The sequence below is a fragment of the Streptomyces sp. NRRL F-6492 genome (genome assembly GCF_001280125.1).
GTDB lineage: Bacteria > Actinomycetota > Actinomycetes > Streptomycetales > Streptomycetaceae > Streptomyces.
Map to the genome: position 1 here is coordinate 1 of NZ_LGEG01000278.1, position 25,416 is coordinate 25,416.

Annotated in this window: 20 protein-coding genes and 2 pseudogenes; 15 read left to right on the forward strand and 7 right to left on the reverse strand. The window is 73.5% G+C overall.

Translation table 11 applies throughout. The annotated features are described in order from the left end of the window. The coding region (locus ADL08_RS33720) for a 4'-phosphopantetheinyl transferase family protein (RefSeq protein WP_053649907.1) at nt 1-731 on the forward strand (731 nt) is incomplete at its 5' end. Nucleotides 732-958: 227 nt separating this feature from the next. Next, nucleotides 959-2,584, forward strand: a complete 1,626-nt coding sequence (locus ADL08_RS33725; RefSeq protein ID WP_053649909.1) for an alpha/beta hydrolase — start codon at nt 959-961, stop codon at nt 2,582-2,584. Between the two features lie 99 nt (nt 2,585-2,683). On the opposite strand, the gene ADL08_RS33730 is transcribed toward ADL08_RS33725, so the two are convergent. After that, a complete protein-coding gene (locus ADL08_RS33730) occupies nt 2,684-4,339 on the reverse strand; it encodes an FAD-dependent oxidoreductase (protein ID WP_053649911.1) in 1,656 nt (551 codons plus the stop codon). A gap of 281 nt (nt 4,340-4,620) precedes the next feature. Between ADL08_RS33730 and ADL08_RS33735 the strand changes: the two genes are divergently transcribed. The 7 genes from ADL08_RS33735 to ADL08_RS33765 are packed head-to-tail and all read left to right on the forward strand — an operon-like array spanning nt 4,621 to nt 9,905. Further along, on the forward strand, nt 4,621-5,745 hold the full coding sequence (locus ADL08_RS33735) for a TcmI family type II polyketide cyclase (RefSeq protein ID WP_053649913.1): 1,125 nt from the start codon (nt 4,621-4,623) through the stop codon (nt 5,743-5,745). Nucleotides 5,746-5,799: 54 nt separating this feature from the next. Continuing rightward, entirely contained in the window at nt 5,800-6,270 is a 471-nt protein-coding gene (locus ADL08_RS33740) for a cupin domain-containing protein (protein ID WP_053649915.1), read from the forward strand. Beyond that, nucleotides 6,267-7,535, forward strand: a complete 1,269-nt coding sequence (locus ADL08_RS33745) for a beta-ketoacyl-[acyl-carrier-protein] synthase family protein (protein WP_053649916.1) — start codon at nt 6,267-6,269, stop codon at nt 7,533-7,535. Before ADL08_RS33740 ends, ADL08_RS33745 begins: the two co-directional genes overlap by 4 nt. Beyond that, nucleotides 7,532-8,779, forward strand: a complete 1,248-nt coding sequence (locus ADL08_RS33750; protein WP_053649918.1) for a ketosynthase chain-length factor — start codon at nt 7,532-7,534, stop codon at nt 8,777-8,779. The genes ADL08_RS33745 and ADL08_RS33750 overlap by 4 nt, the downstream gene beginning before the upstream one ends. Nucleotides 8,780-8,805: 26 nt before the next feature. Continuing rightward, on the forward strand, nt 8,806-9,066 hold the full coding sequence (locus ADL08_RS33755) for an acyl carrier protein (RefSeq protein WP_053649920.1): 261 nt from the start codon (nt 8,806-8,808) through the stop codon (nt 9,064-9,066). 1 nt (nt 9,067) lies between these two features. Beyond that, nucleotides 9,068-9,547, forward strand: coding sequence for an SRPBCC family protein (locus ADL08_RS33760; protein ID WP_053649922.1), 480 nt, complete (start codon nt 9,068-9,070; stop codon nt 9,545-9,547). 22 nt (nt 9,548-9,569) lie between these two features. Next, nucleotides 9,570-9,905, forward strand: coding sequence for a TcmI family type II polyketide cyclase (locus ADL08_RS33765; protein ID WP_053649924.1), 336 nt, complete (start codon nt 9,570-9,572; stop codon nt 9,903-9,905). A 96-nt stretch (nt 9,906-10,001) separates the two neighbouring features. Here ADL08_RS33765 and ADL08_RS33770 read toward each other — a convergent pair whose 3' ends face one another. Together ADL08_RS33770 and ADL08_RS33775 are read right to left on the reverse strand one after the other, a co-directional pair. Beyond that, nucleotides 10,002-11,048, reverse strand: a complete 1,047-nt coding sequence (locus ADL08_RS33770; RefSeq protein WP_053649926.1) for a methyltransferase — start codon at nt 11,046-11,048, stop codon at nt 10,002-10,004. A gap of 69 nt (nt 11,049-11,117) precedes the next feature. Further along, nucleotides 11,118-12,200 carry a right-handed parallel beta-helix repeat-containing protein gene (locus ADL08_RS33775; RefSeq protein ID WP_053649928.1) on the reverse strand — a complete coding sequence of 361 codons (1,083 nt, stop codon included), beginning with the start codon at nt 12,198-12,200 and terminating at the stop codon, nt 11,118-11,120. 539 nt (nt 12,201-12,739) lie between these two features. On the opposite strand from ADL08_RS33775, the gene ADL08_RS33780 reads away from it, so the two are divergent. The 3 genes from ADL08_RS33780 to ADL08_RS33790 all read left to right on the forward strand — a co-directional run bounded on the left by ADL08_RS33780 (nt 12,740) and on the right by ADL08_RS33790 (nt 14,492). Beyond that, on the forward strand, nt 12,740-13,252 hold the full coding sequence (locus ADL08_RS33780; protein ID WP_053649931.1) for a hypothetical protein: 513 nt from the start codon (nt 12,740-12,742) through the stop codon (nt 13,250-13,252). A gap of 44 nt (nt 13,253-13,296) precedes the next feature. Beyond that, nucleotides 13,297-13,908, forward strand: a complete 612-nt coding sequence (locus ADL08_RS33785) for a class F sortase (protein ID WP_053649933.1) — start codon at nt 13,297-13,299, stop codon at nt 13,906-13,908. A gap of 143 nt (nt 13,909-14,051) precedes the next feature. Beyond that, nucleotides 14,052-14,492: an SRPBCC family protein gene (locus tag ADL08_RS33790; protein WP_053649935.1), complete on the forward strand. Its 441-nt coding sequence runs from the start codon at nt 14,052-14,054 to the stop codon at nt 14,490-14,492. A 20-nt stretch (nt 14,493-14,512) separates the two neighbouring features. Here the strand turns inward: ADL08_RS33790 and ADL08_RS39295 are convergent, their stop codons facing one another. The 3 genes from ADL08_RS39295 to ADL08_RS33805 all read right to left on the reverse strand — a co-directional run bounded on the left by ADL08_RS39295 (nt 14,513) and on the right by ADL08_RS33805 (nt 16,761). Further along, the gene (locus ADL08_RS39295; protein ID WP_078968546.1) at nt 14,513-14,881 is read right to left on the reverse strand and encodes a UBP-type zinc finger domain-containing protein; all 369 of its coding nucleotides are present in this window, start codon (nt 14,879-14,881) and stop codon (nt 14,513-14,515) included. Further along, nucleotides 14,878-15,567, reverse strand: coding sequence for an SDR family NAD(P)-dependent oxidoreductase (locus tag ADL08_RS33800; RefSeq protein ID WP_063885405.1), 690 nt, complete (start codon nt 15,565-15,567; stop codon nt 14,878-14,880). The genes ADL08_RS39295 and ADL08_RS33800 overlap by 4 nt, the downstream gene beginning before the upstream one ends. Before the next feature lie 123 nt (nt 15,568-15,690). Continuing rightward, complete coding sequence (locus tag ADL08_RS33805; RefSeq protein WP_053649937.1) at nt 15,691-16,761, reverse strand: glycoside hydrolase family 43 protein; 1,071 nt, start codon at nt 16,759-16,761, stop codon at nt 15,691-15,693. 370 nt (nt 16,762-17,131) lie between these two features. Here ADL08_RS33805 and ADL08_RS33810 point away from each other — a divergent pair. Then, nucleotides 17,132-19,465 (forward strand): annotated as a pseudogene (locus ADL08_RS33810) (AbfB domain-containing protein); the annotation flags it as partial. 60 nt (nt 19,466-19,525) lie between these two features. Next, nucleotides 19,526-19,960, forward strand: a pseudogene (locus tag ADL08_RS39300) (AbfB domain-containing protein); the annotation flags it as partial. 62 nt (nt 19,961-20,022) lie between these two features. Here the strand turns inward: ADL08_RS39300 and ADL08_RS33815 are convergent. Next, complete coding sequence (locus ADL08_RS33815) at nt 20,023-23,316, reverse strand: glycoside hydrolase family 2 (RefSeq protein ID WP_053649941.1); 3,294 nt, start codon at nt 23,314-23,316, stop codon at nt 20,023-20,025. A 588-nt stretch (nt 23,317-23,904) separates the two neighbouring features. On the opposite strand from ADL08_RS33815, the gene ADL08_RS33820 reads away from it, so the two are divergent. Further along, nucleotides 23,905-25,008, forward strand: a complete 1,104-nt coding sequence (locus ADL08_RS33820; RefSeq protein WP_053649943.1) for an ABC transporter substrate-binding protein — start codon at nt 23,905-23,907, stop codon at nt 25,006-25,008. Nucleotides 25,009-25,416: the final 408 nt, after the last annotated feature.

Consider the following 25,416-nt stretch of genomic DNA (forward strand, 5'->3'; position numbering starts at 1 on the left):
CCCCTCCGCCGTCCGTCCCCCCTCCGGCGAGCGGCCCGCTGGTCCCCGCCGTGCTGCCGCTCCTCACCGCGGCCCCGCCCGCGCTCCCCGGCCTCCGGCCGGCGCGGCCGCAGCTGTGGCTGGTGGCCACCGAGACGCACCGGGAGAGCGTCGGCCGGTACGCCTCCCTCGTCCTGGACGGTACGGAGCTGACCCGCGCCGGGGAGTTCCGCCGGCCCGGCGACCGGGCCACCTACCTCTGCGCCCACGCGGGGCTGCGCCGTCTGCTCGGCGCCCAGTTGGGGATCGCGCCCCGGGCCGTGTCGGTGGCCCGGGCGCCGTGCCCCTGCTGCGGCGAGCCGCACGGCCGCCCCGTACTGCCGGACGGGCGCCTGCACTTCTCGCTCTCGCACTGCGAGGGGCTGAGCCTGATCGCCCTCGCGTCCACGCCGGTCGGGGTGGACATCGAGAGGGTGCCGCCGCCGCACACGGTCGCGGAGGCCGGAGAGGTGCTCCACCCGGCGGAGTCGGCGGAGCTCGCCGCCCTCGCCCCGGCCCGCCGGCCCGCCGCGTTCGCCCGCGTCTGGACCAGGAAGGAGGCCTATCTGAAGGGACTCGGGGTCGGCCTGGGCGCCGACCCGTCGGCCGACTACGTGGGCGCGGGACCCGTCCCCGCCGCGCCCGCCGGATGGCTCCTCGCCGACGTCCTCGTCCCGGACGGCCACCACGCCGCGGTGGCCCTGCGCCTGTGACGCCCCGGGGCCCGTGACGTCCCGGGCCGCCCGCCCCGCGAAGGGCGCGGGCGGCCCGGACGGGGAAACGGCCCGTCGCGTTCTCCGCCTCGGGAACCATTCGCCGCGCCGTGCGCTACTCCTGAGGTCGGAGGCGATGCCGCCCCGACGGAGGATTCGCCCAACATCCTGGTGAGCAAGGGTGCATGAGACCGACTCATCCACCTCCCGCAAGGACCTGACCCACGGTGAGAAACAGGCGAACAGCATCCCTCGTGGCCATGGGCGTCGCCGCGACGCTCCTGCCCGCCCTCACGCCCGCCGCCGCCTCCGCGGCCGCCCCGGCGTTCCGGGCGGCGGCCGCCGGCGATCCCCTGAAGCAGTACACGCAGCAGAAGCCGAACTGGAAGCGCTGCGACCCCCGGGGCCCGGCGAACTTCGAATGCGCGACGATCAAGGTGCCGCTCGACTACAGCCGTCCGGACAACGGGAAGCTCGACGTCGCGATCTCCCGGACGAAGGCGACCAGCGCCGAGGACCGGCGCGGCGTCCTGCTCCTCAACCCCGGCGGTCCCGGCGGCACCGGGCTCGACATGCCCCTGTACCTGGCGTCGGAGCTGCCCGACGCCGTGAAGAAGCGCTACGACCTGATCGGGTTCGACCCCAGGGGCGTCGGCCAGAGCTCCCCGGTGGGCTGCGGCCTGAACGACGACGAGCTGAACTGGGAACGCCCCTACAAGGCCGAGACGTTCGACAAGGACGTCCGCCGGGCGCGGACCGTCGCCGACAAGTGCCGGAAGAAGAACGGGGCCGTACTGCCCCACCTCAGCACCCGCAACACCGCGCGGGACATGGACGTGATCCGCGCCGTGCTCGGCGAGAAGCGGATCTCGTACCTCGGCTACTCCTACGGCACGTATCTGGGCGCGGTCTACACGCAGTTGTTCCCGGCGAGGGCCGACCGGTTCGTGCTCGACAGCGCGGCCGACCCCGAGCGGATCTGGCGGGGCATGATCCAGGTGTGGGCGGAGGGCGCGGAGCCGGCGTTCACGCGGTGGACGGAGTGGACCGCCGCGCGGAACGCCACGTACAAGCTGGGCAGCACCCCGGCCGAGGTCCGCGCGACCTTCTGGGACCTGGTCGCCGGAGCGAACCGCAAGCCCATAGCCCTCGACGGCATGCTCCTGTCCGGCGACGACATCCGCTCCTGGCGGGCCATGTTCTTCTACGTGTCGGACGCCGCCGAGACGGTCGTCCAGCTCAGGGACGCCGCCGCCGGCAAGGCCCCGGCCCCGGCCGCGCGGCCGTCGCGGCGCGCCCTGCCGACCGCCCCCGCCCGCCCGTCCTTCGCCCGCGCCGTCCCGTCCGACAACGGCGACGCGAGCTTCTGGTCCGTGGTGTGCGCCGACACCCGCGCCTGGCCGCGCGACCCGGAGCAGTACCGCCGTGACGCGATCCGCGACAAGGCCGCGTACCCGCTGTACGGCGACTTCGCGTCCCACATCAAGCCGTGCGCGTTCTGGGGTCAGGGGGCGGAGCCGGCGACCAAGGTGGACAACACCGTCCGCGCGCTCGTCCTGCAGAACGAGTGGGACTCCCAGACGCCGCTGGTCAGCGGGCAGGGGATGCGCCGGGCCATGAAGGGCTCCCGGATGGTCACCGTCCTGGACGGCGTGGGCCACGGCGTCTACGGCTCCAAGTCCTGTGCCGACAAGTTCACCACCGCCTACCTGGTGACGGGCAGGCTGCCGCTCAAGGACCTGACCTGCCGGACCCCGGCGCGCCAGAAGCTCGACGACCTGCGGCTCCCGCCGTCGGCCGCCCCGGGTCTGCCGGGCCTTCCGGGCCTCCCGGGCCGGCAGGACCGCTTCTGACGGTCTCCGCGCGGACGGCGCGGGCGGGGGAGTCCCCGCCCCGCCGACGACGAAGCCTCCTTCCCGCCCGGAGTCCCCGGGCGGGAAGGAGGCTTCGGGTCACGCCAGGTCGAAGAGCGCCGTGAGGGCCGCCCGCAGCGCCTCCTCCGGGTCCGCCACGGCCTCCTCGGAGCGCCACGCGACGAATCCGTCGGGGCGGACGAGGACCGCCCCGCCCTCCGTGACGCCGTGGAGCTCCGCCCAGTCCGCACCGGGCTCCGGGACCAGGTCGGCGTCCGGCCCGTCGCCGATCCGGTACGACCGGAGCGGCACCGGGAGCCGGTCCGCGACCCGGGCCGCCGCGGTGTGCCAGGCGTCCGTGCCGCCCGCCGCGCTCAGCAGCACCGGGAACCGCTCGTACAGGTCGAGAGTGGAGATCCGGTCGCCGGACCGGTCCAGCCACAGGTGCGGCGACCGGGTCCCCGGCTCGCCCGTGAGGCGCAGCCCTTCGGGCAGGACCGGCAGCGCCCCGTCGGCGCCCAGGACCGCGCCCCGCGGGTAGCGGTAGCCCAGGACCACGTTGAGGATGCCGCCCTTCCTGCCCGCCGGGCCGACGCCGGGATCGGGGGCGTACCCCGGGTGGCTGTGCTCGACCGAACGGGACGAGGCGCGGGCGCTGGTCGCCTCCGCGACCGGGCGGCGCTCCGCGTCGTAGGACGCGAGCAGGCCGGGTCCGGCCCAGCCGCCCAGGACGGCGGACAGCTTCCAGGCGAGGTTGTGGGCGTCCTGGATGCCGGTGTTGGAGCCGAACGCCCCGGTGGGCGGCATCTCGTGGGCCGAGTCGCCGGCCAGGAACACCCGCCCGTCCGCGTACCGCTCGGCCGTCCGCTCGGCGGCGTGCCAGGGGGCCCGGCCGGTGATCTCCACGTCGAGGTCCGGCACGCCCACGGCCCGGCGGATCTGCTCCCGGCACCGCTCGTCGGTGAACTCCTCCAGGGTCTCGCCGCGCTCGGGGTGCCAGGGCGCGTGGAACACCCAGCGCTCCCGGTTGTCGACCGGCAGGAGGGCCCCGTCGGCCTCCGGGTCCGTCAGGTAGCAGACGATGAAGCGCCGGTCGCCGACGACGTCCGCGAGGCCCCGGGAGGTGAAGGTGACGCTCACGTTGTGGAACAGGTCGCCGGGGCCGTTCTGCCCGATGCCGAGCCGTTCGCGCACGGGGCTGCGCGGGCCGTCCGCCGCGACGAGGTAGTCCGCGCGGATCGTGGTGTGCTCGCCCGTCTCGCGGCTCTTGACCCGGGCGGTCACCCCTTCGGCGTCCTGCTCGAAGGACATCAGCTCCGTCGCGTACCGCAGGTCCCCGCCCAGTTCCAGGGCGCTCTCCCGCAGGACGGGCTCCAGGTCGTTCTGGCTGCACAGGCACCATTCGGCGGGGCTGAAGCGGGCGAGGCCGCCGCCGGGGTCGATCTCCCTGAACAGCCACTCGCCGGCGTCGCCGACCAGGCTCGGTGCCTGAAGGATGCCGTTGTTGCCGGTCAGGACCGACGCGGCGTCCCGGATGCGCGGCCGCACCCCGGCACCCCGGAACAGTTCCATCGTGCGCACGTTGTTGCCGCGCCCGCGCGGATGGATCGAGGTGCCGGCGTGGCGCTCGACGAGCACGTGCGGCACGCCGAGGCGTCCGAGGAAGAGCGAGGCGGACAGTCCGACCAGAGAGCCGCCGACAATGAGGACGGACGTGCGGTGGACGACCTCGCCGGACCCTTCGAATCGGTTCATCGAGTGCCTCCAGCGTCACCTGTGACGCGAGTCGGGGGTGGGATGGAGATCCATGCCCTCCGGAAACCGCTTCGCGCGTCCGGGGCACCCGAATGACGCGCGGTTCACTCATCCGCCCCGTGGAACTCGCGCGATGCGCGAAGGCACGTCGACGATCGGCACATGACGGCCCCTGCCCCCTCGGCACGGCGGTCCCCTCCCGGCTTCCCCGGAGCAGGTCCCGGAGAAGCCCCGGAGGAAACTCCCGAAGAAGCTCCCGAAGAAAGAATGAGGTGCGCCGGATGACCGTTTCGGCACGTGTCTCGCAATCGGCGTTCGACGGCTCCAGGCTGCGCGTGATCCTGCTGCTCGACCTGTACGAAGGGGCCCAGCAGCAGTTCCTCGAAGCGTACGAGCTGATGCGCAAGCAGGTCGCCGCCGTCCCCGGACACATCAGCGACCAGCTCTGCCAGTCCATCGAGAACCCCTCGCAGTGGCTCATCACCAGCGAGTGGGAGAGCGCCCCGCCCTTCCTCGCCTGGGTGAACAGCGAGGACCACGTCGAGGTCGTCAAGCCGATGCACAGCTGCGTCCGGGACACCCGGTCGATGCGCTACAGCGTCCTGCGGGAGACCGGCGGCGGCCGGCCGCTCGCCGAGGACACGGCGCAGGCGGGCCTCCCGGTCGCGGCCCGCGAGGGCGACGGGGTGGCGCGCCACGCCCTCACCTTCACCGTCAAGCCGGGCTCGGAGTCGAAGGTGGCGGAGATCCTCGCCGGCTACGACTCGCCCCGCGCCCAGGTCGACGAGAACACCCGGCTGCGCCGCACCTCCCTCTTCATGCACGGCAACCGCGTCGTGCGGGCGGTGGAGGTCGAGGGCGACCTCCTCGCGGCCCTGCGCCACGTCGCCCGCCAGCCCGAGGTGCGCGCGGTCGAGGAGGCCCTCAACCCGTACCTGGAGCAGGACCGGGACCTGACCGACCCCGAGTCGGCGCGCGTCTTCTTCACCCGGGCGGCGCTGCCCGCCGTGCACCACGTGGTGGCCGACCGGCCCGCCCCGGCCGGCCTGCGGCGCCACGCGCTGTACTACCCGGCGAAGGAGGGCCGCGGGATGGACCTGGCCCGGCTGCTCGCCCACCAGGACGCGGTCGCGGCGGAAGACCCGGACGGCCCGGTGTACGGCAGCACCGTCTTCCACCGCGACGACATCGTGGTGCGCCTCGTCGACATCACCGGCGACCTCGACCTCGACCCCGTCGCCTCCCTCGGCCTCAAGGGCACCGGGAAGGCCGCGGAGCTCGAAGCCCTCCTCGACGGCGCCGCGATCGGCGTCGAGGGCTCCCTGACGACGGACCGCAACATCAACCGGCTCCTGTCGCACGCCGACATGCTGCCCGTCACCGACCGCACCTCGGCGGACTCCTGACCGACGGCCGCGGCCCCCGCCCGGACGCCACCGCCCCACCCGGAGGTACCCACCATGCCCCACCAGCAGCCCCTCATCGTGAGCCTGGAAGAGACAGAGCCCAACCGCAGGCGAGGGGGTGACCTGCGGGCCATGCTCACACCGGCCGCCGTGGGCTCCACCAGCGGCTTCATGGGCCTGGCCATCGTCCAGCCCGGCGAACGCATCGGCGAGCACTACCACCCCTACTCCGAGGAGTTCGTGTACGTCGTCTCCGGCGCCCTCGAAGTGGACCTGGACGGCGAGACCCACGCCCTCCGGCCCGACCAGGGGCTCCTGGTCCCCATCGGCGTGCGGCACCGCTTCCGCAACGTCGGCGACCGGGAGGCCCGCATGGTCTTCCACCTGGGCCCGCTCGCCCCCCGGCCGAGCCTCGGCCACGTCGACACCGAGGTGACCGACGAGGCCGAGCTCGCCGCCGCCGGGCCGCAGCTCACCGTGGGCGGCCCCGGCCAGGTGCCCGAACGCGCCGGGGCCATCGAGTGAACCGGCGAGTGGCCGTCACCGGGATCGGCGTGGTCGCCCCCGGCGGCACCGGAGCGGCGGCGTTCTGGGACCTCCTCGCCGAAGGCCGTACCGCGACCCGCGGCATCACCCTGTTCGACCCGGCCGGCCTGCGTTCGCGCATCGCCGCCGAGTGCGACTTCGACCCGCTGGCGCACGGCCTCGACGCCGAGCTGAGCCTGCACGCCGACCGGTACGTCCAGTTCGCCGCGGTCGCCGCCGGCGAAGCCGTCCGCGACTCCGGGCTCGACACCGCCGCGGAGGACCCGTGGCGCGTCGGGGTCTCCCTGGGCAGCGCCGTCGGCGGCACCACCCGGCTCGAAAAGGACTACGTCCTGGTCAGCGCGGGCGGACAGCGGTGGGACGTGGACCACCGCGCCGCCGACCCGAAGCTCCACCTGGCGTTCTCGCCGAGCACGCTCGCCTCGTTCGTCGCCGAGCGCTTCGGCGCCCGCGGCCCGGTGCAGACGGTCTCCACCGGCTGCACCTCCGGCCTCGACGCCGTCGGCTACGCCTTCCACACCATCCAGGAGGGCCGGGCGGACGTCTGCATCGCCGGGGCGTCGGACTCGCCGATCTCACCGATCACCATGGCCTGCTTCGACGCCATCAAGGCGACCTCGCCCGACAACGACGACCCCGCGCACGCCTCCAAGCCCTTCGACGACCGCCGCAACGGCTTCGTCATGGGCGAGGGCGCCGCGGTCCTCGTCCTGGAGGAGTACGAGCACGCCCGGGCGCGCGGCGCGCACATCTACTGCGAGATCGGCGGCTACGCCACCTACGGCAACGCCTACCACATGACCGGTCTCACCGGGGAGGGCCTGGAGATGTCCCGGGCCATCGACAGCACCCTCGACCAGGCCAGGCTCGACCCCACGCTGATCGACTACGTCAACGCGCACGGCTCGGGCACCCGGCAGAACGACCGCCACGAGACCGCCGCCGTCAAGCGCTCCCTGGGCGCCCACGCCTACGAGACCCCCATGAGCTCCATCAAGTCCATGGTGGGACATTCGCTCGGGGCCATCGGCGCCATAGAGGTCGCCGCCTGCGTCCTCGCCCTCCGGCACCAGGTGGTGCCCCCGACGGCGAACTACGAGGTCCCCGACCCCGAGTGCGACCTGGACTACGTGCCGCGCACCGCCCGCCCCCGGAAGCTCAGGAACGTGCTCTCCGTCGGCAGCGGCTTCGGCGGCTTCCAGTCCGCCGTGCTCCTGACGGAGCCGGCAGGGAGGACACGATGAGCACGGAGCAGCCCGGGCGCGCCGTCGTCACCGGCATCGGGGTGATCGCCCCCAACGGACTGAGCGCCGACACGTACTGGAAGTCCGTCCAGGAGGGCATCGGCGTCCTGGACCGGATCACCCGCGAGGGGTGCGAGCACCTGCCCCTCAAGGTGGCGGGCGAGGTCCGGTCCTTCGACGCCTCGACCCTCATCGAGGACCGCTTCCTCGTCCAGACCGACCGGTTCAGCCACTACGCCATGGCGGCTGCCTCGCTCGCCCTCGACGACGCCGGCCTCGGCCGGGACGCCCAGGAGGACCCCTTCTCCATCGGGGTGGTCACCGCCGCCGGGTCCGGCGGCGGCGAGTTCGGCCAGCGCGAGCTGCAGAAGCTGTGGGGCCAGGGCTCCAAGTTCGTCGGCCCGTACCAGTCCATCGCCTGGTTCTACGCCGCCAGCACCGGCCAGATCTCCATCCGGAGCGGCTTCAAGGGACCGTGCGGCGTGGTCGCCAGCGACGAGGCGGGCGGCCTGGACGCCCTCGCCCACGCCGCCAGGGCCGTACGGCGCGGGACGGGCACGATGGTCGTCGGCGCCGCCGAGGCACCCCTCGCCCCGTACTCGATGGTGTGCCAGCTCGGCTACCCCGAGCTCAGCACCGTCGAGGAACCCGACCGGGCCTACCGCCCCTTCACCGCCGGGGCCTCCGGCTTCGTACCGGCGGAGGGCGGCGCCGTGCTCGTCGTGGAGGACGAGGGCCGCGCCCGCGCCCGGGGGACGGCCGTCCGGGCCGTCGTCGCCGGCCACGGCGCCACCTTCAGCGGCGCCTCCCGCTGGGCCGAGTCCCGGGAGGGACTCGCCCGCGCGATCCGGGTCGCCCTCGACGAGGCCGGCTGCGCCCCGGAGGAGGTCGACGTCGTGTTCGCCGACGCCCTGGGCGTGCCCGAGGCGGACCGCGCCGAGGCGCTGGCGATCGCCGACGCCCTCGGCGCGCACGCCGCCCGGGTGCCCGTCACGGCGCCCAAGACCGGGATCGGCCGCGCCTACTGCGGGGCCCCCGTCCTGGACGTCGCGGCCGCGGTCCTCGCGATGGAACACGGCCTGGTGCCCCCCACCCCGAACGTGTTCGACATCTGCCACGACATCGATCTGGTGGTGTCCCGCGCCCGCCCCGCCGACCTGCGGACGGCCCTCGTCCTCAGCAGGGGCCTCATGGGATCCAACGCCGCGCTGGTAGTGCGCCGCGGCGACGAGACCGCCCGGTAGACCCGGGCGGGAGAAGGAGAGCAGACATGAGCATCACCGAACTGACCTTCGAAGAGCTGGCCGCCCTGGTCAAGCAGTCGGCGGGCGTCACCGTCGCCCCCGAGGACCTCCGCAACGCCTCGGACGTCCCCTTCAGCGCCCTCGGCGTCGACTCGCTCGGCCTGCTGGGCATCGTCGGCGAGCTGGAGAACCGCTACGGCGTGGCGCTCCCGCCCGACGCGGAGCGCAGCAAGACCCCGGCCGACTTCCTCGGCCTCGTCAACAGCACCCTCACCACCGGAGTCTGACGTGTCTGGACACACCGACAACAGCATCACCGTCGACGCCCCCCTCGACCTCGTCTGGAACATCACCAACGACCTCGAGAACTGGCCCTCCCTCTTCAGCGAGTACGCCTCCGTCGAGGTGCTCTCCCGCGAGGGCGACACCACGACCTTCCGCCTGACCATGCACCCGGACGAGTCCGGGAAGGTCTGGAGCTGGGTCTCGGAGCGCACCCCCGACCGCGCGCGGCGGACCGTCACCGCCCGCCGCGTCGAGACCGGCCCCTTCGCCCACATGGACATCCGGTGGGAGTACGAGGAGACCCCGGCCGGCGTCCACATGCGCTGGGTGCAGGACTTCGCGATGAAGCCGGACGCCCCGGTCGACGACGACTGGATGACCGACAACATCAACCGCAACTCCCGCACGCAGCTGGCCCTCATCCGGGACCGCATCGAGCAGGCCGCCCGCGAACGCCGGCCCGCCCCGGTCCTCTCCGACTGAGCCGTCCCAGGAAGGACGCCCGATGCACCACGCCCTGATCGTCGCCCGCATGGCGCCCGGTTCGGCGCCGGCGATCGCCGACGTGTTCGCCGCCTCGGACGGCGGCGAACTGCCCCATCTGGTGGGCGTCTCCCGCCGCAGCCTCTTCCAGTTCGGCGACGACGTCTACCTGCACCTCATCGAGTCCGAGCGGGACCCGGCGCCCGCCATCGCGAAGCTGACCGGACACCCCGAGTTCCGGAACGTCAGCGAGCGCCTGTCGACGTACGTCAGCGCCTACCACCCGGAGACCTGGCGCAGCCCCCAGGACGCCATGGCGCGGTGCTTCTACCGCTGGGAGCGGGAACCCGCCTCCTGACCGGACGTGAGGCACGGGAAACCCGAAGGCCGCCGGCCCCGCGAGAAGCGGAGCCGGCGGCCTCGGATTTTCCCCCGCCACGGGGGAGGTCCCCGGTCAGGCGGGGACGGTGCACTCGAAGGCGTGGAGGTACGCGTTCACCGGGCGGACCTCGCCGACGACCAGCCCCGCGTCCGTCAGCCGCTCCAGCATGCTCTCCCGCGTGTGCTTGGCACCGCCGACGTTGAGGAGCAGCAGCAGGTCCATCGCCGTCGTGAACCGCATCGAGGGCGTGTCGTCCACCAGGTTCTCGATCACGACGACCCGGGCGCCCGGCCGGGCCGCCCTCCGGACGTTGGCCAGCGCCCTGCGGGTGCTGTCGTCGTCCCACTCCAGGATGTTCTTGAGGACGTACACGTCGGCCTCGACCGGGATGTCCTCGCGGCAGTCCCCGGCCACGACCCGGGCCCGGGAGGCGAGCGCGCCGCCCGCCCGCAGCCGCGGGTCGGCGTTCCCCACCACGCCCGGCAGGTCGAGGAGCGTGCCCTCCAGGGCGGGGTGCCGCTCCAGGAGGCTCGCCAGGACGTGCCCCTGGCCGCCGCCGATGTCCGCGACCGACGCCGCGTCCGACAGGTCGAGCAGGTCGGCCACGTCCTGCGCGGACTGCCGGCTCGACGTGGTCATGGCCCGGTTGAACACGTAAGCGGACTCGGGGGCGTCCTCGTTGAGGTACGGGAAGAACTCCCTGCCGTACACGTCCTCGAAGACGCTGCCGCCGGAGCGCACCGCCTCGTCGAGCCTGGGCCAGACCTCCCACGTCCACGGCTCGGTGCACCACAGCGCGATGTACCGCAGGCTGTGCGGGTCGTCCTCGCGCAGCAGCCGGGACATCTCCGTGTGCGCGAAGGTGCCGTCGGGCCGCTCCGCGAAGATCCCCTGGCAGGCCAGGGCGCGCAGCAGCCGGCGCAGCGTCCGCGGCTGGACCTGCACCGCCGCCGCCAGGTCCTCCACGCTCGCGGGCGTGTCCTGGAGGGCGTCCGCCACGCCGAGCCGCGCGGCGGCCCGTACGGCGGCGGCGCACGCCGCTCCGAAAACGAGCTCCCTCAGCCGCATGGGCGGCGGGGGAGCGGGGTCGACGGTCCTCACCGGGTCAACGGTCGTCATCTGTCGCCTTGCCTTCTCTGTCGTGCCGTGGGGAGGGGGAGTGGGGGGAGCGGGGGAGGAGGAGCGGGGTCAGCACATGCCCGCGGGCTCGGAGACCCCGCAGGTGTTGCCGCGGAAGGTGTTGCCCTTGCCGGTGTCCCGGTTGGCCAGGTCGGCGGTGCCGTTGCGGAGCACGACGTTGTCGCGGATCTCGTTGCGCTCGTTGAGGGCGCCCACGAAGCTCTTGAACAGCACGATGCCGCCCGACAGCGGCGAGGTGCCCCTGTTGTCCTCGATCCTGTTGTCGGCGACCAGGGTCTCCTCGGCGCCGGTGAGGACGATCCCCGAGCCCTGGAGGAAGGGCAGGCGGGGGGTCTTGGGGCAGTACTTGTTGTTGGCGTGGATGTGGTTGCGGCGCAGGCTCATCGCCCCGGCGCGCGGGGTGGACTCGTCGCCCACCACGAACACCGCGGCGCAGTTGCCGGTCGCCTCGTTGCGGTCGACGGTCACGTTCCGCAGCCGCCGCACGGTGAGGCCGATCCGGTTGCCGGACAGGCGGTTGTGGCTGATCACCGTGCCCTTCGCGTCGACGGCCCCCGCCTCCGTGTCGGTGGTGTTGGACACGAAGAGGCCGGCGTCGCCGTTGTCCCGGGCGGTGTTGCCGCTGAGCACGGAGCGCACCGAACGCTCCTGGGCGATGCCCCAGTTGCCGTTCTTCTCGGCGGTCACCCCCCGGACCGTCAGCCGGTCGGTGCGGGACGCCCACAGGCCGTTGCGGGCGAAGTTCCTGAGCGTCAGGGAGCGCACGGTGACGCCCTCGACGGGGCGCTGGGCGGTGCCGGTCACACAGATGCCGTGGCCGGCCTCGGCACACGCGCCGGAAGCGGCCTTGCCGGGCACGAGGACGGTGGGGAAGACGGTCGAGCCCCGCAGGGTCAGGTCCGGCGTGGTGATGGTGACGCTCTCGCGGTAGGTGCCGGGGGAGAGGACGATGCTGTCCCCCGGCCGCGCCGCGTCCACGGCCTTCTGGATCGATTCGCCGGGCTTCACCCGGTGCACCTTCCGGGAGGCGGACGAGGAGGAGGCGTCGAGGGCGGACGGCGGGGCGGCGCCCAGGCCCGTCGTCGCGACGGCCACGGCGCATGCCACGAAGGCGATCTGTCGTCTGGTCATAGGGCGAAGCTATGAGCGGGCCCACCGGCCCGCCACCGCTGATCACCCGGCCGTGCGGCCCGTCCCCCGAACGCCGCCCGCACCCCGCCCCGACCGGTGATCCGGGCCCCGATCCGCACCCCACCCCGACCCGTGATCCGGGCCCCGATCCGCACGCCGCGCAGACCTCTGATCCGGGCCCCGCGCCGTCCCCGATCCGCATGCCGCACCGAGCCCGCCCCCGCACCCCGTCCCGTACCACCGCCCCGGCCCCGTCGTCCTCCGCCGGAGGCACCCGCACCGGACGGGGCATCACCTGATCTCGCGTCAGGCCTCACCCGTTCGCCTCCCGGGCAGGAGCGCTCTCGCCGCCGCGGGCCCACCGCCGTGACCTGCGGCGACGGCGCCGGATCCGGCGGTCGAGAGCCCGACCGGGCGACATCCCCGGGCGCCGCTCGCGTTGCGATGATCAACCGCGCGTCTTTCCCTCGTGCTCGGAGCACAGCACAGGAGCCGCGCGGACGAGCCGGGCGGGAACCGCTCCCCCGGAGGAGAAAAACATGCGTCTCGCCCGTACCGGTGCCACCGCCGCCCTGATCGTCGGCGCCCTGGTCCTGCCCGCCTCCACCGCCCTGGCCGCCGAGGGCGAAGCCGCCGGCCCGGCGGCCGGGGACGTCCGCGTCACCCCGGGGACGGCGTCCCCCGGCGACACCGTCACCGTCAGCACGACCGCCTGCGGCAAGGAGACCTACGGCAAGGGCGAGTCCGTCGCGGGCGGGAAGTTCCACCTCCTCCCGGGCGACCGGAAGGGCGTCCTGACGGGCGAGTTCCGGCTGCCGAAGGACGCCTCCTCCGGCACGGACACCGTGACGCTCAAGTGCCCGCCGCGCAAGAAGCTGACCGCCACGTACCGGGTCTCCGGCCGCCCGAAGGGCGCCGTCGACGCCGGCTTCGGCGGGACCGCGGGCAAGGAGAGCGAGTTCGGCCTCGGCTGGCTCCTCGCGGGCGCGGCCGTCGCGGGCGGGGCGCTCACCGTGCGCGGGCGCGCCACGGGCGCGGGGACCCGGGCCTGACGCGGCCCGGCGGCCCGCGGCCGCGGTACGTCCCGTCGTTCAAGGTGCTCGCCTGGGCCGCGCTCGCCGGTTCGCTGCTGCTCGCCGACGCGATGGGCGGTCACGACGTCCCGCCGCCCACCGCGCAGGCCCGGCCGCAGGACGCGCGGACCGCCGTACGGGGCGCCCCGGACCGCCCCGAAGCCGTCCCCGAACCGCTTCCCGCGTCGGATCCGGTGCGGGTCCGGATCCCCTCCATCGGGGTCGACGCCCGTCTGATGCGCCTCGAACTGGACGGGGAGGGGAGGCTGGAGCCGCCTCCCCCGGACCTCCCGGCCTTCGCCGGCTGGTACGCCCGGGGGACCCCGCCCGGCGCGCCGGGGACGGCCGTCGTGACGGGCCATCTGGACACCCCGTCGGGGCCCGCCGTCTTCCACCGGCTCGGCGCCCTGACGCGGGGCGCAGGGATCGCGGTCGAGCGCGCGGACGGCCGCACGGCCCTCTTCACGGTCGACGCGGTGGAGGAGCACGCCAAGGACCGCTTCCCCGACGAGAAGGTCTACGGCGGTTCCGGCCGCCCGGAGCTGCGGCTGATCACCTGCGGCGGGGACTGGTCGGGCGACACCGGCTACCGGGCCAACACGGTCGTCTACGCCACGCTGACCGGCGTGGGCTGAACCGGGCCCGGCCCGCGCCGTCCCCACGCGGATCCCCCGGGCCCGTGCAGGGTGCATCCGCCGGCGTCCCGATCCCGGAAGGAAGAACGGGTGCCGGCGGAGCGCACGGAGCCCGCCGGGACGGAAAGCAGGAGGACAGCGCGGTGATCAACGTGCAGCGGACCATGGTCGTGGCCGCACCCCTCGACGACGTGGTCGCCTATCTGGAGGACTTCGCGCGCACCGTCGAGTGGGATCCGGGGACGGTCCGGTGCGTCCGGCTCGGCGACGGGCCCGTGGAGACCGGGGCGACCTGGCGGAACACCTCCCGCTTCCGCGGGCGGGAGACCGAGCTGCTCTACCGGCTGGCCACGCGCCGGCGCGCCCGGCTGGTCTTCGTCGGGGAGAACGGGACCGTCACCGCCACCGACGACATGGTCTTCGACGCCCTCTCGGACGCGGTCACCCGGGTCACCTACCGGGCCTCCCTGCGCTTCAAGGGCCTGGCGCGCCTCGCCGCGCCCTTCCTGCGCGGGGAGTTCGAGCGGCTCGCGGACGCGACCGCCGAGCGGCTCCCGGCGGCGGTCGCCGCGCGCCTTCGCTGAGCCCCCCCGGAGGCGTGCCCTCAGGGGCCCTCCGCCCGCACCAGGAACAGCTCGTCCGCGAAGCACCAGGCCCAGTCCTCGTCCGGGGCGAGGGACACCGCCACCGGATGGCCGGTCGCGAGGTGGTGGGCGTGGGCGTGCGCGCCGGGGGAGCTGTCGCAGCACCCCACGTATCCGCAGGTCGCGCACCACCGCAGCCGCCGCCACGCGAGTCCCCGTGCCGCGCACGGCGCGCACACGGCCCCCGAAAGGGTCCCGGGGCCTTCCGGGGCGTCCAGATGGGCGCAGTGCCGGGGCGTCGTACGGCCGCCGTCGGGCGCCTCGCGCCAGACCGGGCGCGGGCCGACGGGCCTCTGGGGGCCGTCTGCGGAGGACCGGTTTTCCGTCATGTCCTCGCGCCTTCCGTCGTTTCGTTCCCGAGGCGTGCCAGGAGTGGCGCGACGAGGTGCGACTCCACCGCCCCGGCCGCGGCGGCCCCCTCGGGCAGGGGCGGGGGAGTGCCGACCACGGCGCGGCCGGCGAAGCCGTTGTCCAGATGGGGCATGCGCACGTCCAGGACGGAGACCCCGGCGCGGCGGGACTCGCGGGCCACGACGCCGAGCCACGCGGCGAGCGCGGACTTGGCGGCCGCGTAGTCGGCGGCGCCGGACACCGGGCGGTCGACGATCGCCCCGGTCACGACGGACACGGCGCCGCCCGGCGGCAGCACGCGCAGGGCTCCCCGGACGATCGCCATGGGGGCCAGCGCGTTCACCGCCACGAGGTGCTCGGCGGCGGCCTCGGGCATGTCCCGGGCGGCGCCGAAGCCCGCCACCCCCAGGGCGACCACGACGGCGTCGAGCCCGCCGAGGGCTTCGGCGGCCCAGGGGGCGAGCGCCCCGCAGGCGCCCAGGTCGTACGCCTCGAAGGAGTGGTACGGGCGTCCGCCCAGGTCCGCGGCCCTTCCGGCGAGCCGGGCCCGGTCGCGGCCGGCCAGCGCCGTCGACGCCCCCAGCTCCGCGAGCCGCCCCGCGGCGAGCCCTCCGACGGTGCCGGTCGCCCCCACGACCAGGACGCGCTTTCCGCCGACGCGCATGGCGGCCTCCTCGCCCGGACCGGTCCGTCCGGTCCGTGGATGCTGCCCGTGATTCGCTCCGGGCGGGGCTCGCGGATGCGGACCGGGGCGATCGGCGAGGAGAAAAGGGGCGGGGCGGACGGTCTACTCGAAGAACTTCAGGCTCCAGCCGGTGTTCGTCTGCGCGCCGGGGACACCGGCCCGCCGGTACGTGGTGTCGCCCCACCAGCAGAAGCCGCCGGTGTACCAGTAACGGTTCTCCCAGGAGTACGGCGTCCCCTTCGGCACCGCGTGGAACATCAGCGGGAACGTCGGGCCGGCCGGCGGGCTCGTGGCGATGTCGCCGTCGAGCAGGACGAAGCTGTGGTGGCCGGGTCCGTCGACGCGCAGCGTCGGGTCCCAGCCGGTCGTCATGGCGTCGCGGTGGGAGCCGAAGAGGCAGCCGTTCGACTTGTACCAGTCCCACACGTACGTCGGGTCGCCGCCGGCCCGCAGCCGCAGGTCGGCCAGGCAGTACCGGTCGCTCCAGCTGCCGTTGGCGGAGTACACGACGTGCAGCTGCCCGTTCGGGTCCTTGATCGCCTCGGGGGACTCGTTGACGTACGGGTTGCCGACGACCCGCTCCCAGGGCTCGCGCGGCTGCGAGATGACGTACCGCGCCCCGGTCGGGGTGGTCGGGGTGCTCATCCGGGCGATGTAGAGGTTCTGCTCGACGTTCGTGTCCCCGGCCCAGCCGGACCACACGAACCAGCGCTGCCCGCCGAAGGTGAACAGGGTGCCGTCGATGGCCCACTTGTCGTCGGGCAGGGCGAGCTTCGTCTCCGCCGTGTACCCGCCGTCGGGGCTCGCGGAGCTGATCGCGTACATCCGGTGGGCGGCGCCCCGGCCGGCCGTGAAGTAGACGTGGTAGCGCCCGCCGTCGCGGACGATCTCCGGGGCCCACACCTCGCCGAGGTTCCGGACGTCGGTCCAGATCCGGCGGGCCGGCGCGGTGGCGAGCCCGGCGGTCGACGAGGCCTGGCGCACGTCGATGCCGTTGCCGGTCGACTGCACCGCGATGTAGGTGCCGCCGACCCGCAGGACGCTCGGGTCGGCGGCCCGCAGCGAGGTCTGTCCCGCCTCGGCGGGGGCGGCCCCGGGCAGGGCCGCGACCAGGGCGAAGAGCAGGGAGAGGGCCAGGGCGACCGCCCCGGAGGGACGTCGTGCACGTTTCATGGTGGCTCCCGGTGAGGCCGGCCGACATGGTTTACATCGATGTAATCCCGCGTCCGCAGCATCTCGACTGGAGGTGGGCATGTCAACATGGGAGCGCGCACGCCGTAGGGCAGGGCGAGAGGAATTGTTTGTTTCTTTTCGGTTCCTGGGTGATTCCGGTGAGAACTGTTTCCTGTTAGGTTCCTCCCCACCTCGTCCGCCGCCGAGGACCGGGGCGCTCCGCCCCGCGGATCCGTCCGGCTCCAGATCCCGCCGGACGGGCCCCCGTCCGAGCCGCTCGTCAACTCCGCACGGACTCCCGCACGCCGACCGGCCGGACGGCCCCGACGCGTGCCGGAATCCGGGCGCCGTCCTGCCCAGGAGGAGCCCGATGCGACGCGTCGTCGCCTGCCTGGCGGCCCTGCTGACGATGGCCGGAGGCCTGCTCTTCACCGGAACCACCGCAGCCTCCGCCGCCGTCGTCCCCAAGACGCCGCCCCTGACCACCCCGTGGACCTCTCAGGTGTCCACCACCAACCCCCTGCCGGAGTACCCGCGTCCCCAGATGACGCGGCCCGACTGGCAGTCCCTGAACGGAGAGTGGGAGTTCCTCAACCCGCCCGCCGACAGCGCCGGCAACGTCGACCGCAACGCGGCCCCGCCGCTCGGCCAGACCCTGCCCGAACGCATCCTCGTCCCGTACCCGGTGGAGTCCGCGCTCTCCGGCATCATGCGCAACGACAACCGCGACCTGATGTTCTACAAGCGCTCCTTCACCGTCCCCCAGAACTGGTCGGGCCGCCGCGTACAACTCCACTTCGGCGCCGTCGACCACGAAGCCACCGTCTGGGTCAACGGCACCCGCGTCACCGGCCACAAGGGCGGCTACGACCGCTTCGAGGTCGACATCACCCCGCAGCTGCGCGCCGGCTCCAACGAACTGGTCGTCCGCGTCTACGACCCCACCGACGGACGCGGCGAGAAGCAGCCGGTCGGCAAGCAGGTGAACAACCCCGGCGGCATCTTCTACACGCCCACCTCCGGCATCTGGCAGACCGTCTGGCTGGAGCCCACCCCCGTCTCGTCGATCTACTCGGTCGACATCAGGCCCGACCTCGCCACCAACACCGCGCGGGTCAGGGTCTTCACCCGTGGCGACGTCGGCGGCCACACCGTCCGCGCCGAGGCCCTGAACGGCGCCCAGGTGGTCGGCACCGCCACCGGCGGCTTCACCGAGTTCTCCGTACCGGTGCCGAACGCCCGCCGCTGGTCCCCCGACGACCCCTTCCTGTACGACCTCAGGGTCACCCTCCTGGGCGCCTCGGGCGCCGGCGTCGACACCGTCACCAGCTACTTCGGCATGCGCGAGATCGGCAAGAAGCTCGTCAACGGGGTCATGCGCCCCACCCTGAACGGCGAGTTCGTCTTCCAGATCGGCACCCTCGACCAGGGCTTCTGGCCCGACGGCCTCTACACCGCGCCCACCGACGCCGCCCTCGCCTCCGACCTGCAGAAGCACAAGGACCTGGGCTTCAACATGGTGCGCAAGCACATCAAGGTCGAGCCCGCCCGCTGGTACCACCACGCCGACCGGCTCGGACTCCTGGTGTGGCAGGACATCCCCTCCACGCCCGCCTTCGACGCCAACCGCACCCCGGCGCAGATCGCCCAGTTCGAGACCGAGGCCCGCGAGATCGTCGACGAGCACCGGTTCTCCCCGGCCGTCGTCGCCTACGTCCCGTTCAACGAGGGCTGGGGCGAGTGGAACCTCGACGACACCCGACGGGTCACCACCGACCTGGAGAACTACGACCCCGGCCGGCTGATGAACTCCCACAGCGGCTACAACTGCTGTGCCTCCAAGGGGGATCCGGGCAACGGCGACATCATGGACTGGCACGTCTACACCGGTCCCGACGCCCCCCGCCCCTCGGCCACCCGGATCTCCGTCCTCGGCGAGTTCGGCGGCATCGGACTGCGCACGCCCGGCCACGAGTACAGCCCCAACGGGCAGTTCTTCGCCTACGAGCAGGTCTCCAGCGCCGCCCAGCTCAACGACCGGTACACCGGCATGGTCCGCGACGTGCAGGCGCTCATGACCACCAAGGGCGTCTCCGCCCACGTCTACACCGAGATCACCGACGTCGAGGGCGAGTACAACGGCCTGCTCACCTACGACCGGCGGATCCAGAAGGTCGACACCGCCGCCCTGCGCGCCGCCCACGGCTCGCTGATCGCCGCCTCCCGCAACCTCAACGCGACACCGGGCCACACCCTCGGCCACGTGCGCTCCTTCCGGGTCACCACGCCCGGCTTCACCGACCGCTACCTGCGGCACGCCGGCTCCCTCGCCCGCACCGACGCGCTGACCGGCGCCTCCGCCGACGGGGCCCGCCAGGACGCCTCCTTCCGCACCGTCGCCGGACTCGCCGACCCGCGCTGCCACTCCTTCGAGTCGGTGAACCTCCCCGGCCGCTACCTGCGCCACTCGGCCAACCGCGTGCGCGTCGACGCCGACACGGGCGGGTCGTTCGCGGCGGACGCCACCTGGTGCGCCCGCACCGGGCTCGCGGCCGGCGGCACCTCGTACGAGTCGCTGAACTTCCCCGGCGCGTACCTGCGGCACTACGCCGACAACGTGTACCTGGCCCGCGGCGGCGGACCCAACCCCTGGGACTCGGCCTCCTCCTTCGCGGCGGACGCCACCTGGAACACGGGCGAGCCCGCGCTCTGGCGCAGCTCCGTCCTCCTCCCCACCGACGTGCGGCGCTCGCTGCGCGTCACCACCTGGGGCCACACCGACCGCTACCTGCGCCACGCCGACAGCCTGGCCCGGACCGAGGTCGTCAACGGGGGCAGCGCGACCCTGCTGAAGCAGGACGCCACGTTCACCGTGCGGCGCGGCCTCGCCGACTCGTCCTGCTACTCGTTCGAGGCGGTGAACTACCCCGGCCGGTTCCTGCGGCACGCCGAGAGCCGGGTGCGCACCGCGCCCGACGACGGCTCCGCGCTCTTCCGGCAGGACGCCACCTTCTGCGCCCGGCCGGGCGTCGGCGGGACCGGCGTCACCTTCGAGTCGCTGAACGTCCCCGGCGCGTACCTGCGCCACTTCGAGTCCGCGGTGTACATCGCCTCGGGCGCCGGGAGCGGCGGCTTCGACCGGCCGCAGACGCTCACGGCCGACAGCGGCTGGACGCTCGAAGCGCCCTGGGCGCCCTGACGGACACCGGCGGGTCCTTCCGGGCGCTGCCGCCCGGAAGGACCCGCCTTCCCCCGTGCCGGCTAAGGCTTCTCGGCCGTGTGCAGCGCGCTCACCTCCCCGGAGGAGAGCGCCTTGTCGAAGACCCGCACCTGGTCGACCGAGCCGTTCCAGAAGTCGACGTTCCCACCGCCCCACCGGGCCCGCCCGACCGCGAGCGGTCCGGTGCTCACGTCCGCCGGGCCGGGCGTCGCCGTCGCCGCGAGGACGCCGTCCACGTACAGCCGGATCTCGTTCCTCGCGGTGTCCCGCACGCCCACCAGGTGGTACCAGCGGCCGAGTTCGGGCGTCGTCGCGTACCGGGCGCGGTTGCCGCCCGGGGTGCTGAAGGCGAAGGCGCCCTGTCCGTACTGGAGGTAGAAGGGGTTCTCCCGGCGCCGTCCGTCCTGGCTGACCACGGTCGCGTAGTTGCCCGGCAGCGCGTCGAGCGTGGCCCACGCGGACACGGTGTAGCTCGCGGTGGTGTCGACGACCGGCCCGTCGGTCTGGGCGAAGCCGCCCTTCCCGTCGAACTTCAGCGCGCCGCCGCCGGCGCCCGGGGCCCACGTCGCGCCCGCGCCGAGGGTCAGCGGCCGGTTCTGGGGCCCGGAGTCCCGCGCGGTCGTGCCCGTGCCCTCGTCCAGGGACCAGGAGGCACCGCCCTTGAGGGGCGCGCGCTGCCCGGCGGCCGCGCCCGCCGCGATCACCTCGCGGTTGATCGCGCGGACCCGCACCGGGTCGACCTTGATCTCCCGGCGGTCGTACGTGTAGAGGCCGTTGAGCTCGTTCTCCAGGTCGGAGATCTGGGTGTAGACGGAGCCGGACAGCTCGGCGCCGGCGGCCTCCAGGTAGAACTTCTCGGTGTTCTCGACGTACGTGCGGGTCAGCGCCTCCTTGTCGGCGACGCCGCTGTAGATCACGGTCGGGGCGCCGGGCCACATGTGGCCGGGGGTGCGCAGGGTGAAGCCGCCGTGCTCGCCGTCCATCGCGGCCCGGTGGTCCGGGTAGGGGGCGTCGGTGTTGTTGTAGTCGTGGTGGTCGAGGATGTCGCCCTTGCCGGAATCGCCCTTGGAGTTGCAGCAGTTGACCCCGCTGTGGGCGTTGACGACCCGGGACGGGTCGGCCGCCTTCACGGCCTCGGCGATCCGGCCGGTCTCCTCCCGGTTCCACTCGCCCCAGCCCTCGTTGAAGACGATCCAGCCGATGACGGACGGGGAGTCGTGGTGCTGGCGCATCATCTCGCGGCCCTGGTCGACGAAGGCCTTGCGGCCGGTGTCGTCGGTGAGGTCGCCGGAGACGAAGTCCTGCCAGACGAGCAGTCCGAGCCGGTCGGCGTGGTAGAACCAGCGCGGCGACTCCACCTTGATGTGCTTGCGCACGGCGTTGAAGCCGAGCTTCTTGTGGGCCTCCAGGTCGAAGGCGAGCGCCTTGTCGCTGGGCGGGGTGTGGAGGCCGTCCGGCCAGAAGCCCTGGTCGAGGGTGGCGAGGGAGAAGACCGGCTTGCCGTTGAGCACCAGCTTCGGGAAGCCGCCGACCTTCTCGATCGCGATCTTCCGCATGCCGAAGTAGCTGTCGATCCGGTCGGTGGACCTGCCGTCGGTCAGCCGCACTTCGAGGTCGTAGAGGTACGGGTCGTCCGGGCTCCACAGGTGCTGGTCCGCCACCGGCAGGCGCAGCTCCTCGCCGGCGGCGCCGGTGATCCGGCCGACGACCCGGCCCCGGGCGTCCCGGGCCACGGCCTCCACGCGGGCGCCGGCCGAGGCGCGGGCCGACTCGACCTTCACGGCCAGGGTCCCGGTGTCGATGTCCGGGGTCGTGACGACGTCGTCGATGGACACGGGGGCGACGGGTTCCATCCACACCGTCTGCCAGATGCCCGAGGACTGGGTGTAGAAGATGCCGCCGGGGCGGGTGGACTGCTTGCCGGTCGGCTGGTTCGGGCCGCCGGTGTCGGTGACCGCGACGACGATCTCCTGCGGCCCCTTCGGGTCGAGGGCGTCGGTGACGTCGGCGCTGAAGGCGGTGTAGCCGCCGGTGTGCTCGGCGACCCGCTTGCCGTTGACCCAGACGCGGGCCCGGTAGTCGACGGCGCCGAAGTGGAGCACCAGCCGGTCGCCCTTGCCGGCCCTGCCGACCTTCCAGCCCTTCGGCACGTCCACGAGGCGCCGGTAGACCATGTGGTCCTCGTGCCGCTCGATCCCGGAGAGCTGCGACTCGACCGGGAACGGGACGGTGATCCTCTCGTCGAGGTCCTTCCCGAAGACCGGCGTCTCCCCGGCCCCCGCGCCGGCGAACTGCCAGGGGCCGTTGAGGTTCTTCCACTTGCTCCGCACCTGCTGCGGGCGCGGGTACTCCGGCAGCGGGTTCTTCTCGTCCAGCCTGTCGCCCCACTCGGTGGTGAGCCGGTGGGTGGAGGCGTTGGACGCCGAGCGCAGGATCCGGGGCACGGTCTCGTCCCCGTTCCTCAGGCCGCCGAGGCCGTCGTAGTCGACCCGTACGCGCTGGCCCTTCTGGATCGGCTCCGCGAGGTCGACGAGGACGCTGTTCCGGTCGCCCGGGGCGACGCGGACCTTCCTGATCGGCATCGGGGTGGTGTCGGCCTCGACGGTGAGGTGCTCGGCCGCCTTCTCCAGGCCGCCGACCCGGTGGTCGAACCGCAGCCGCAGTTGGCGCCCGTTCGCCGGGACGGTCGGCTCCACCGGGTAGACCTCGAAGTCGTCGGGCGGGGTGAACGCGGACTCCGGCACGAGCTGCCTGGCCGTCGTGGGCGTCGACCAGCGCAGGAACATGTTCGCGCCGCCGACGTCCTGGAACATCTCCAGACGGAAGTCGTGCTTCTCGCCGGCCTCGAGGTGGACGGGCGCGCTGGTCTGCTCCCGGTCCCAGTCGGGCACCCAGTGGTCGATGACCGGCGCGCCGTCGACGAACAGCCGGAAGCCGTTGTCCCCGATGCCGTGGAAGGTGTAGTCGCCGGTGACCGGGGCCTCGATCCGGCCGGTCCAGCGGGCGGTGGTGTGCTCGGACCGGCCGGTGAGCGACTGGAACGTGCCGGTCAGGCCGGAGAAGTCGATCTGCGGGTCGAGGGACGTGCCGCCGAGCTCGGCGAAGTCCCGGGCGCCGGGCGCCGACATGCTGAAGTACTCGCCCTTCAGGCCGTGCACTTCGACGGCGGCGTCCCGGGCGGCGCCCTGGGCGGGGGAGGCGGCGGACGCGGGGGAGGGCCCGGCCGGCCGCGCGGCCGAGGCGGTGGCGAGCGGGACGCCCGCGGACAGCACCAGGGCCGCCGCGGTGAGCAGCGCCCACGTTCCGGTTCGGGATCGGGTGTTTCGTCGTGTCATCGAATCTTTCCTCGTGGAGAGGGGAATCGGAGCCGGACCCGGGGAGGCGTGACGCCGGCGGCACTCCGGTGGGGCCGCGTGTCCGCCTCGGGGGCACGGGTGGTCCGGCGGTCGCCGCGCGGTCGCGTCGGCAGGCCGGGGACGACGGCGTACGGCCCGTCCGCGCACCGGCACGGGAGGCGCCGGCGGCGGGGACGACCGTCATTCCAACGTTGGAAAATCGTGTGCAGCGGAATGACAGCACGCGGTTCGGAGGCTGTCCAGACCTCCTGCGGGGACGGTGGCGACGGTCCGTCACCCCGTGGGCGGTTACGGCCGCTTCGCGCCGGAGACGCATTCCGGAAACGTCGCCCCGGCCTCTTGCCGCGTCCGCCGGGGCGCGGTTATAACGTTGTAAAGCCGGGGCCGCCGACCAGTCGAACGGTTGCTCCGCGCCTTGGCCCCTCCAGTTCAGGGCCTCGATCCGAGGGGATCGAGGCTGCGCACCGAAGGTCTGCCGGCCCATCGCGGCAGATCGGCTCCTCTTCCCGCCCCGCGCGACCGCACGCCACTCGGCGGTGCTGTCCCCCGCCAAGGAGTGTCCTCCCGATGACCCTTTCGCCGACCCTTCCGAAGAGAACCCGCACGCTCTCCGTCGCCTGCGCCGTCGTCGCCTCCGCCGCGCTCGCCCTCTCCGGCTGCGCCAAGTCGGAGACCGCGGACGACGCGGGCGGCGACAGCGGCCAGGGCGCCCAGACGGTCCGGACGCCGACCGCGTCCGCCGCCGCCGGAGAGGGCTGCGCCCTCACCTCCTACGGCGCTCCGAAGCTCGACCTCAAGAACGCGATCGTCGGCTTCTCCCAGTCGGAGAAGGAGGCCAACCCCTTCCGCATCGCCGAGACGCAGTCCATCAAGGACGAGGCCGCCAAGGTCGGCGTCAAGAAGCTCCTCACCACGAACGCGCAGTCCCAGCTGTCCAAGCAGATCAGCGACATCCAGGACATGCTCGCCCAGGGCGCCCAGTTCCTCATCGTGGCCCCGCTCAACTCCGACGGCCTGGAGCCCGCCCTCCAGGCCGCCGCCGCCAAGAAGGTCCCCGTCCTCACCATCGACCGCAAGATCAACGCCACGGCCTGCAAGGACTATCTTGCCTTCCTCGGCTCGGACTTCGTCGAGCAGGGCAAGCGGGCCGCCGACGCGATGGCCAAGGCGACCGGCGGCAGGGGCAAGGTCGCGATCCTGCTCGGCTCCTCCGGCAACAGCGTCACCACCGACCGCACCAAGGGCTTCGTCGACCAGGTGAAGGCCACGGCCCCCGGCCTGGAGATCGTCGCCCAGCAGACCGGCGAGTTCGCCCGCGACAAGGGCCAGCAGGTCATGGAGCAGCTGATCCAGTCGAAGCCCGACATCACGGCGGTCTACGCCGAGAACGACGAGATGGCCCTCGGCGCCGTCACCGCCCTCAAGGCGGCGGGCAAGACCCCGGGCAAGGACGTCAAGATCGTGTCCATCGACGGCACCCGCAACGCCGTCCAGGCCCTGGCCAACGGCGAGTTGAACGCCGTCATCGAGTCCAACCCGCGCTTCGGCCCGCTGGCCTTCGCCACCGCGCAGAAGTTCTACGCCGGCGAGGGCATCCCCGAGGACGTCATCATCTCGGACCGCTCCTACGACCCGGCCAACGCCAAGAAATCCCTCGGCGGAGCGTACTGAGACACGACCGGCACCGAGGTACGACCGGCACCGGTCCACGGCCGGCACCGCTCCACGGCCGGCACCGCTCCACGGCCGGTACAGGTCCACGACCGGCACCGCTCCACGGCCGGTACCGCTCCACGGCCGGTACCGAGGTGCGACGGGCGTCGACGCGAGACCGGCACCGGTACACGACCGGCGCTGACGTACGGCCGGTACCGGTTCCACGACCGGTACCCCCCGATCCGTACGGGCCGGTGCCGTGGTTCCGGCGGGAACCGCGGCCCGGTCCGTACGCCCACCGGCCCGGGCCTCCGCCCGGCCGCGAGGTCCGCCCCCGCCTCCCCGCCCGCGGCGGTCTCGCTCACCGCCCGTGCGGCGGCGGGGGCGGGGGCGGTCCCGACCCCCACCCCCCCCCCCCTCCAC

What these genes read in the sequence shown, in the direction of transcription:
- ADL08_RS33750 (WP_053649918.1), top strand. Translation starts at nt 7,532, where the DNA reads ATGAGCACGGAGCAGCCCGGGCGCGCCGTCGTCACCGGCATCGGGGTG.
- ADL08_RS33780 (WP_053649931.1), top strand. Translation starts at nt 12,740, where the DNA reads ATGCGTCTCGCCCGTACCGGTGCCACCGCCGCCCTGATCGTCGGCGCC.
- ADL08_RS33765 (WP_053649924.1), top strand. Translation starts at nt 9,570, where the DNA reads ATGCACCACGCCCTGATCGTCGCCCGCATGGCGCCCGGTTCGGCGCCG.
- ADL08_RS33815 (WP_053649941.1), bottom strand. Translation starts at nt 23,316, where the DNA reads ATGACACGACGAAACACCCGATCCCGAACCGGAACGTGGGCGCTGCTC.
- ADL08_RS33735 (WP_053649913.1), top strand. Translation starts at nt 4,621, where the DNA reads ATGACCGTTTCGGCACGTGTCTCGCAATCGGCGTTCGACGGCTCCAGG.
- ADL08_RS33730 (WP_053649911.1), bottom strand. Translation starts at nt 4,339, where the DNA reads ATGAACCGATTCGAAGGGTCCGGCGAGGTCGTCCACCGCACGTCCGTC.
- ADL08_RS33740 (WP_053649915.1), top strand. Translation starts at nt 5,800, where the DNA reads ATGCCCCACCAGCAGCCCCTCATCGTGAGCCTGGAAGAGACAGAGCCC.
- ADL08_RS33755 (WP_053649920.1), top strand. Translation starts at nt 8,806, where the DNA reads ATGAGCATCACCGAACTGACCTTCGAAGAGCTGGCCGCCCTGGTCAAG.
- ADL08_RS33820 (WP_053649943.1), top strand. Translation starts at nt 23,905, where the DNA reads ATGACCCTTTCGCCGACCCTTCCGAAGAGAACCCGCACGCTCTCCGTC.
- ADL08_RS33770 (WP_053649926.1), bottom strand. Translation starts at nt 11,048, where the DNA reads ATGACGACCGTTGACCCGGTGAGGACCGTCGACCCCGCTCCCCCGCCG.
- ADL08_RS33800 (WP_063885405.1), bottom strand. Translation starts at nt 15,567, where the DNA reads ATGCGCGTCGGCGGAAAGCGCGTCCTGGTCGTGGGGGCGACCGGCACC.
- ADL08_RS33805 (WP_053649937.1), bottom strand. Translation starts at nt 16,761, where the DNA reads ATGAAACGTGCACGACGTCCCTCCGGGGCGGTCGCCCTGGCCCTCTCC.
- ADL08_RS33775 (WP_053649928.1), bottom strand. Translation starts at nt 12,200, where the DNA reads ATGACCAGACGACAGATCGCCTTCGTGGCATGCGCCGTGGCCGTCGCG.
- ADL08_RS39295 (WP_078968546.1), bottom strand. Translation starts at nt 14,881, where the DNA reads ATGACGGAAAACCGGTCCTCCGCAGACGGCCCCCAGAGGCCCGTCGGC.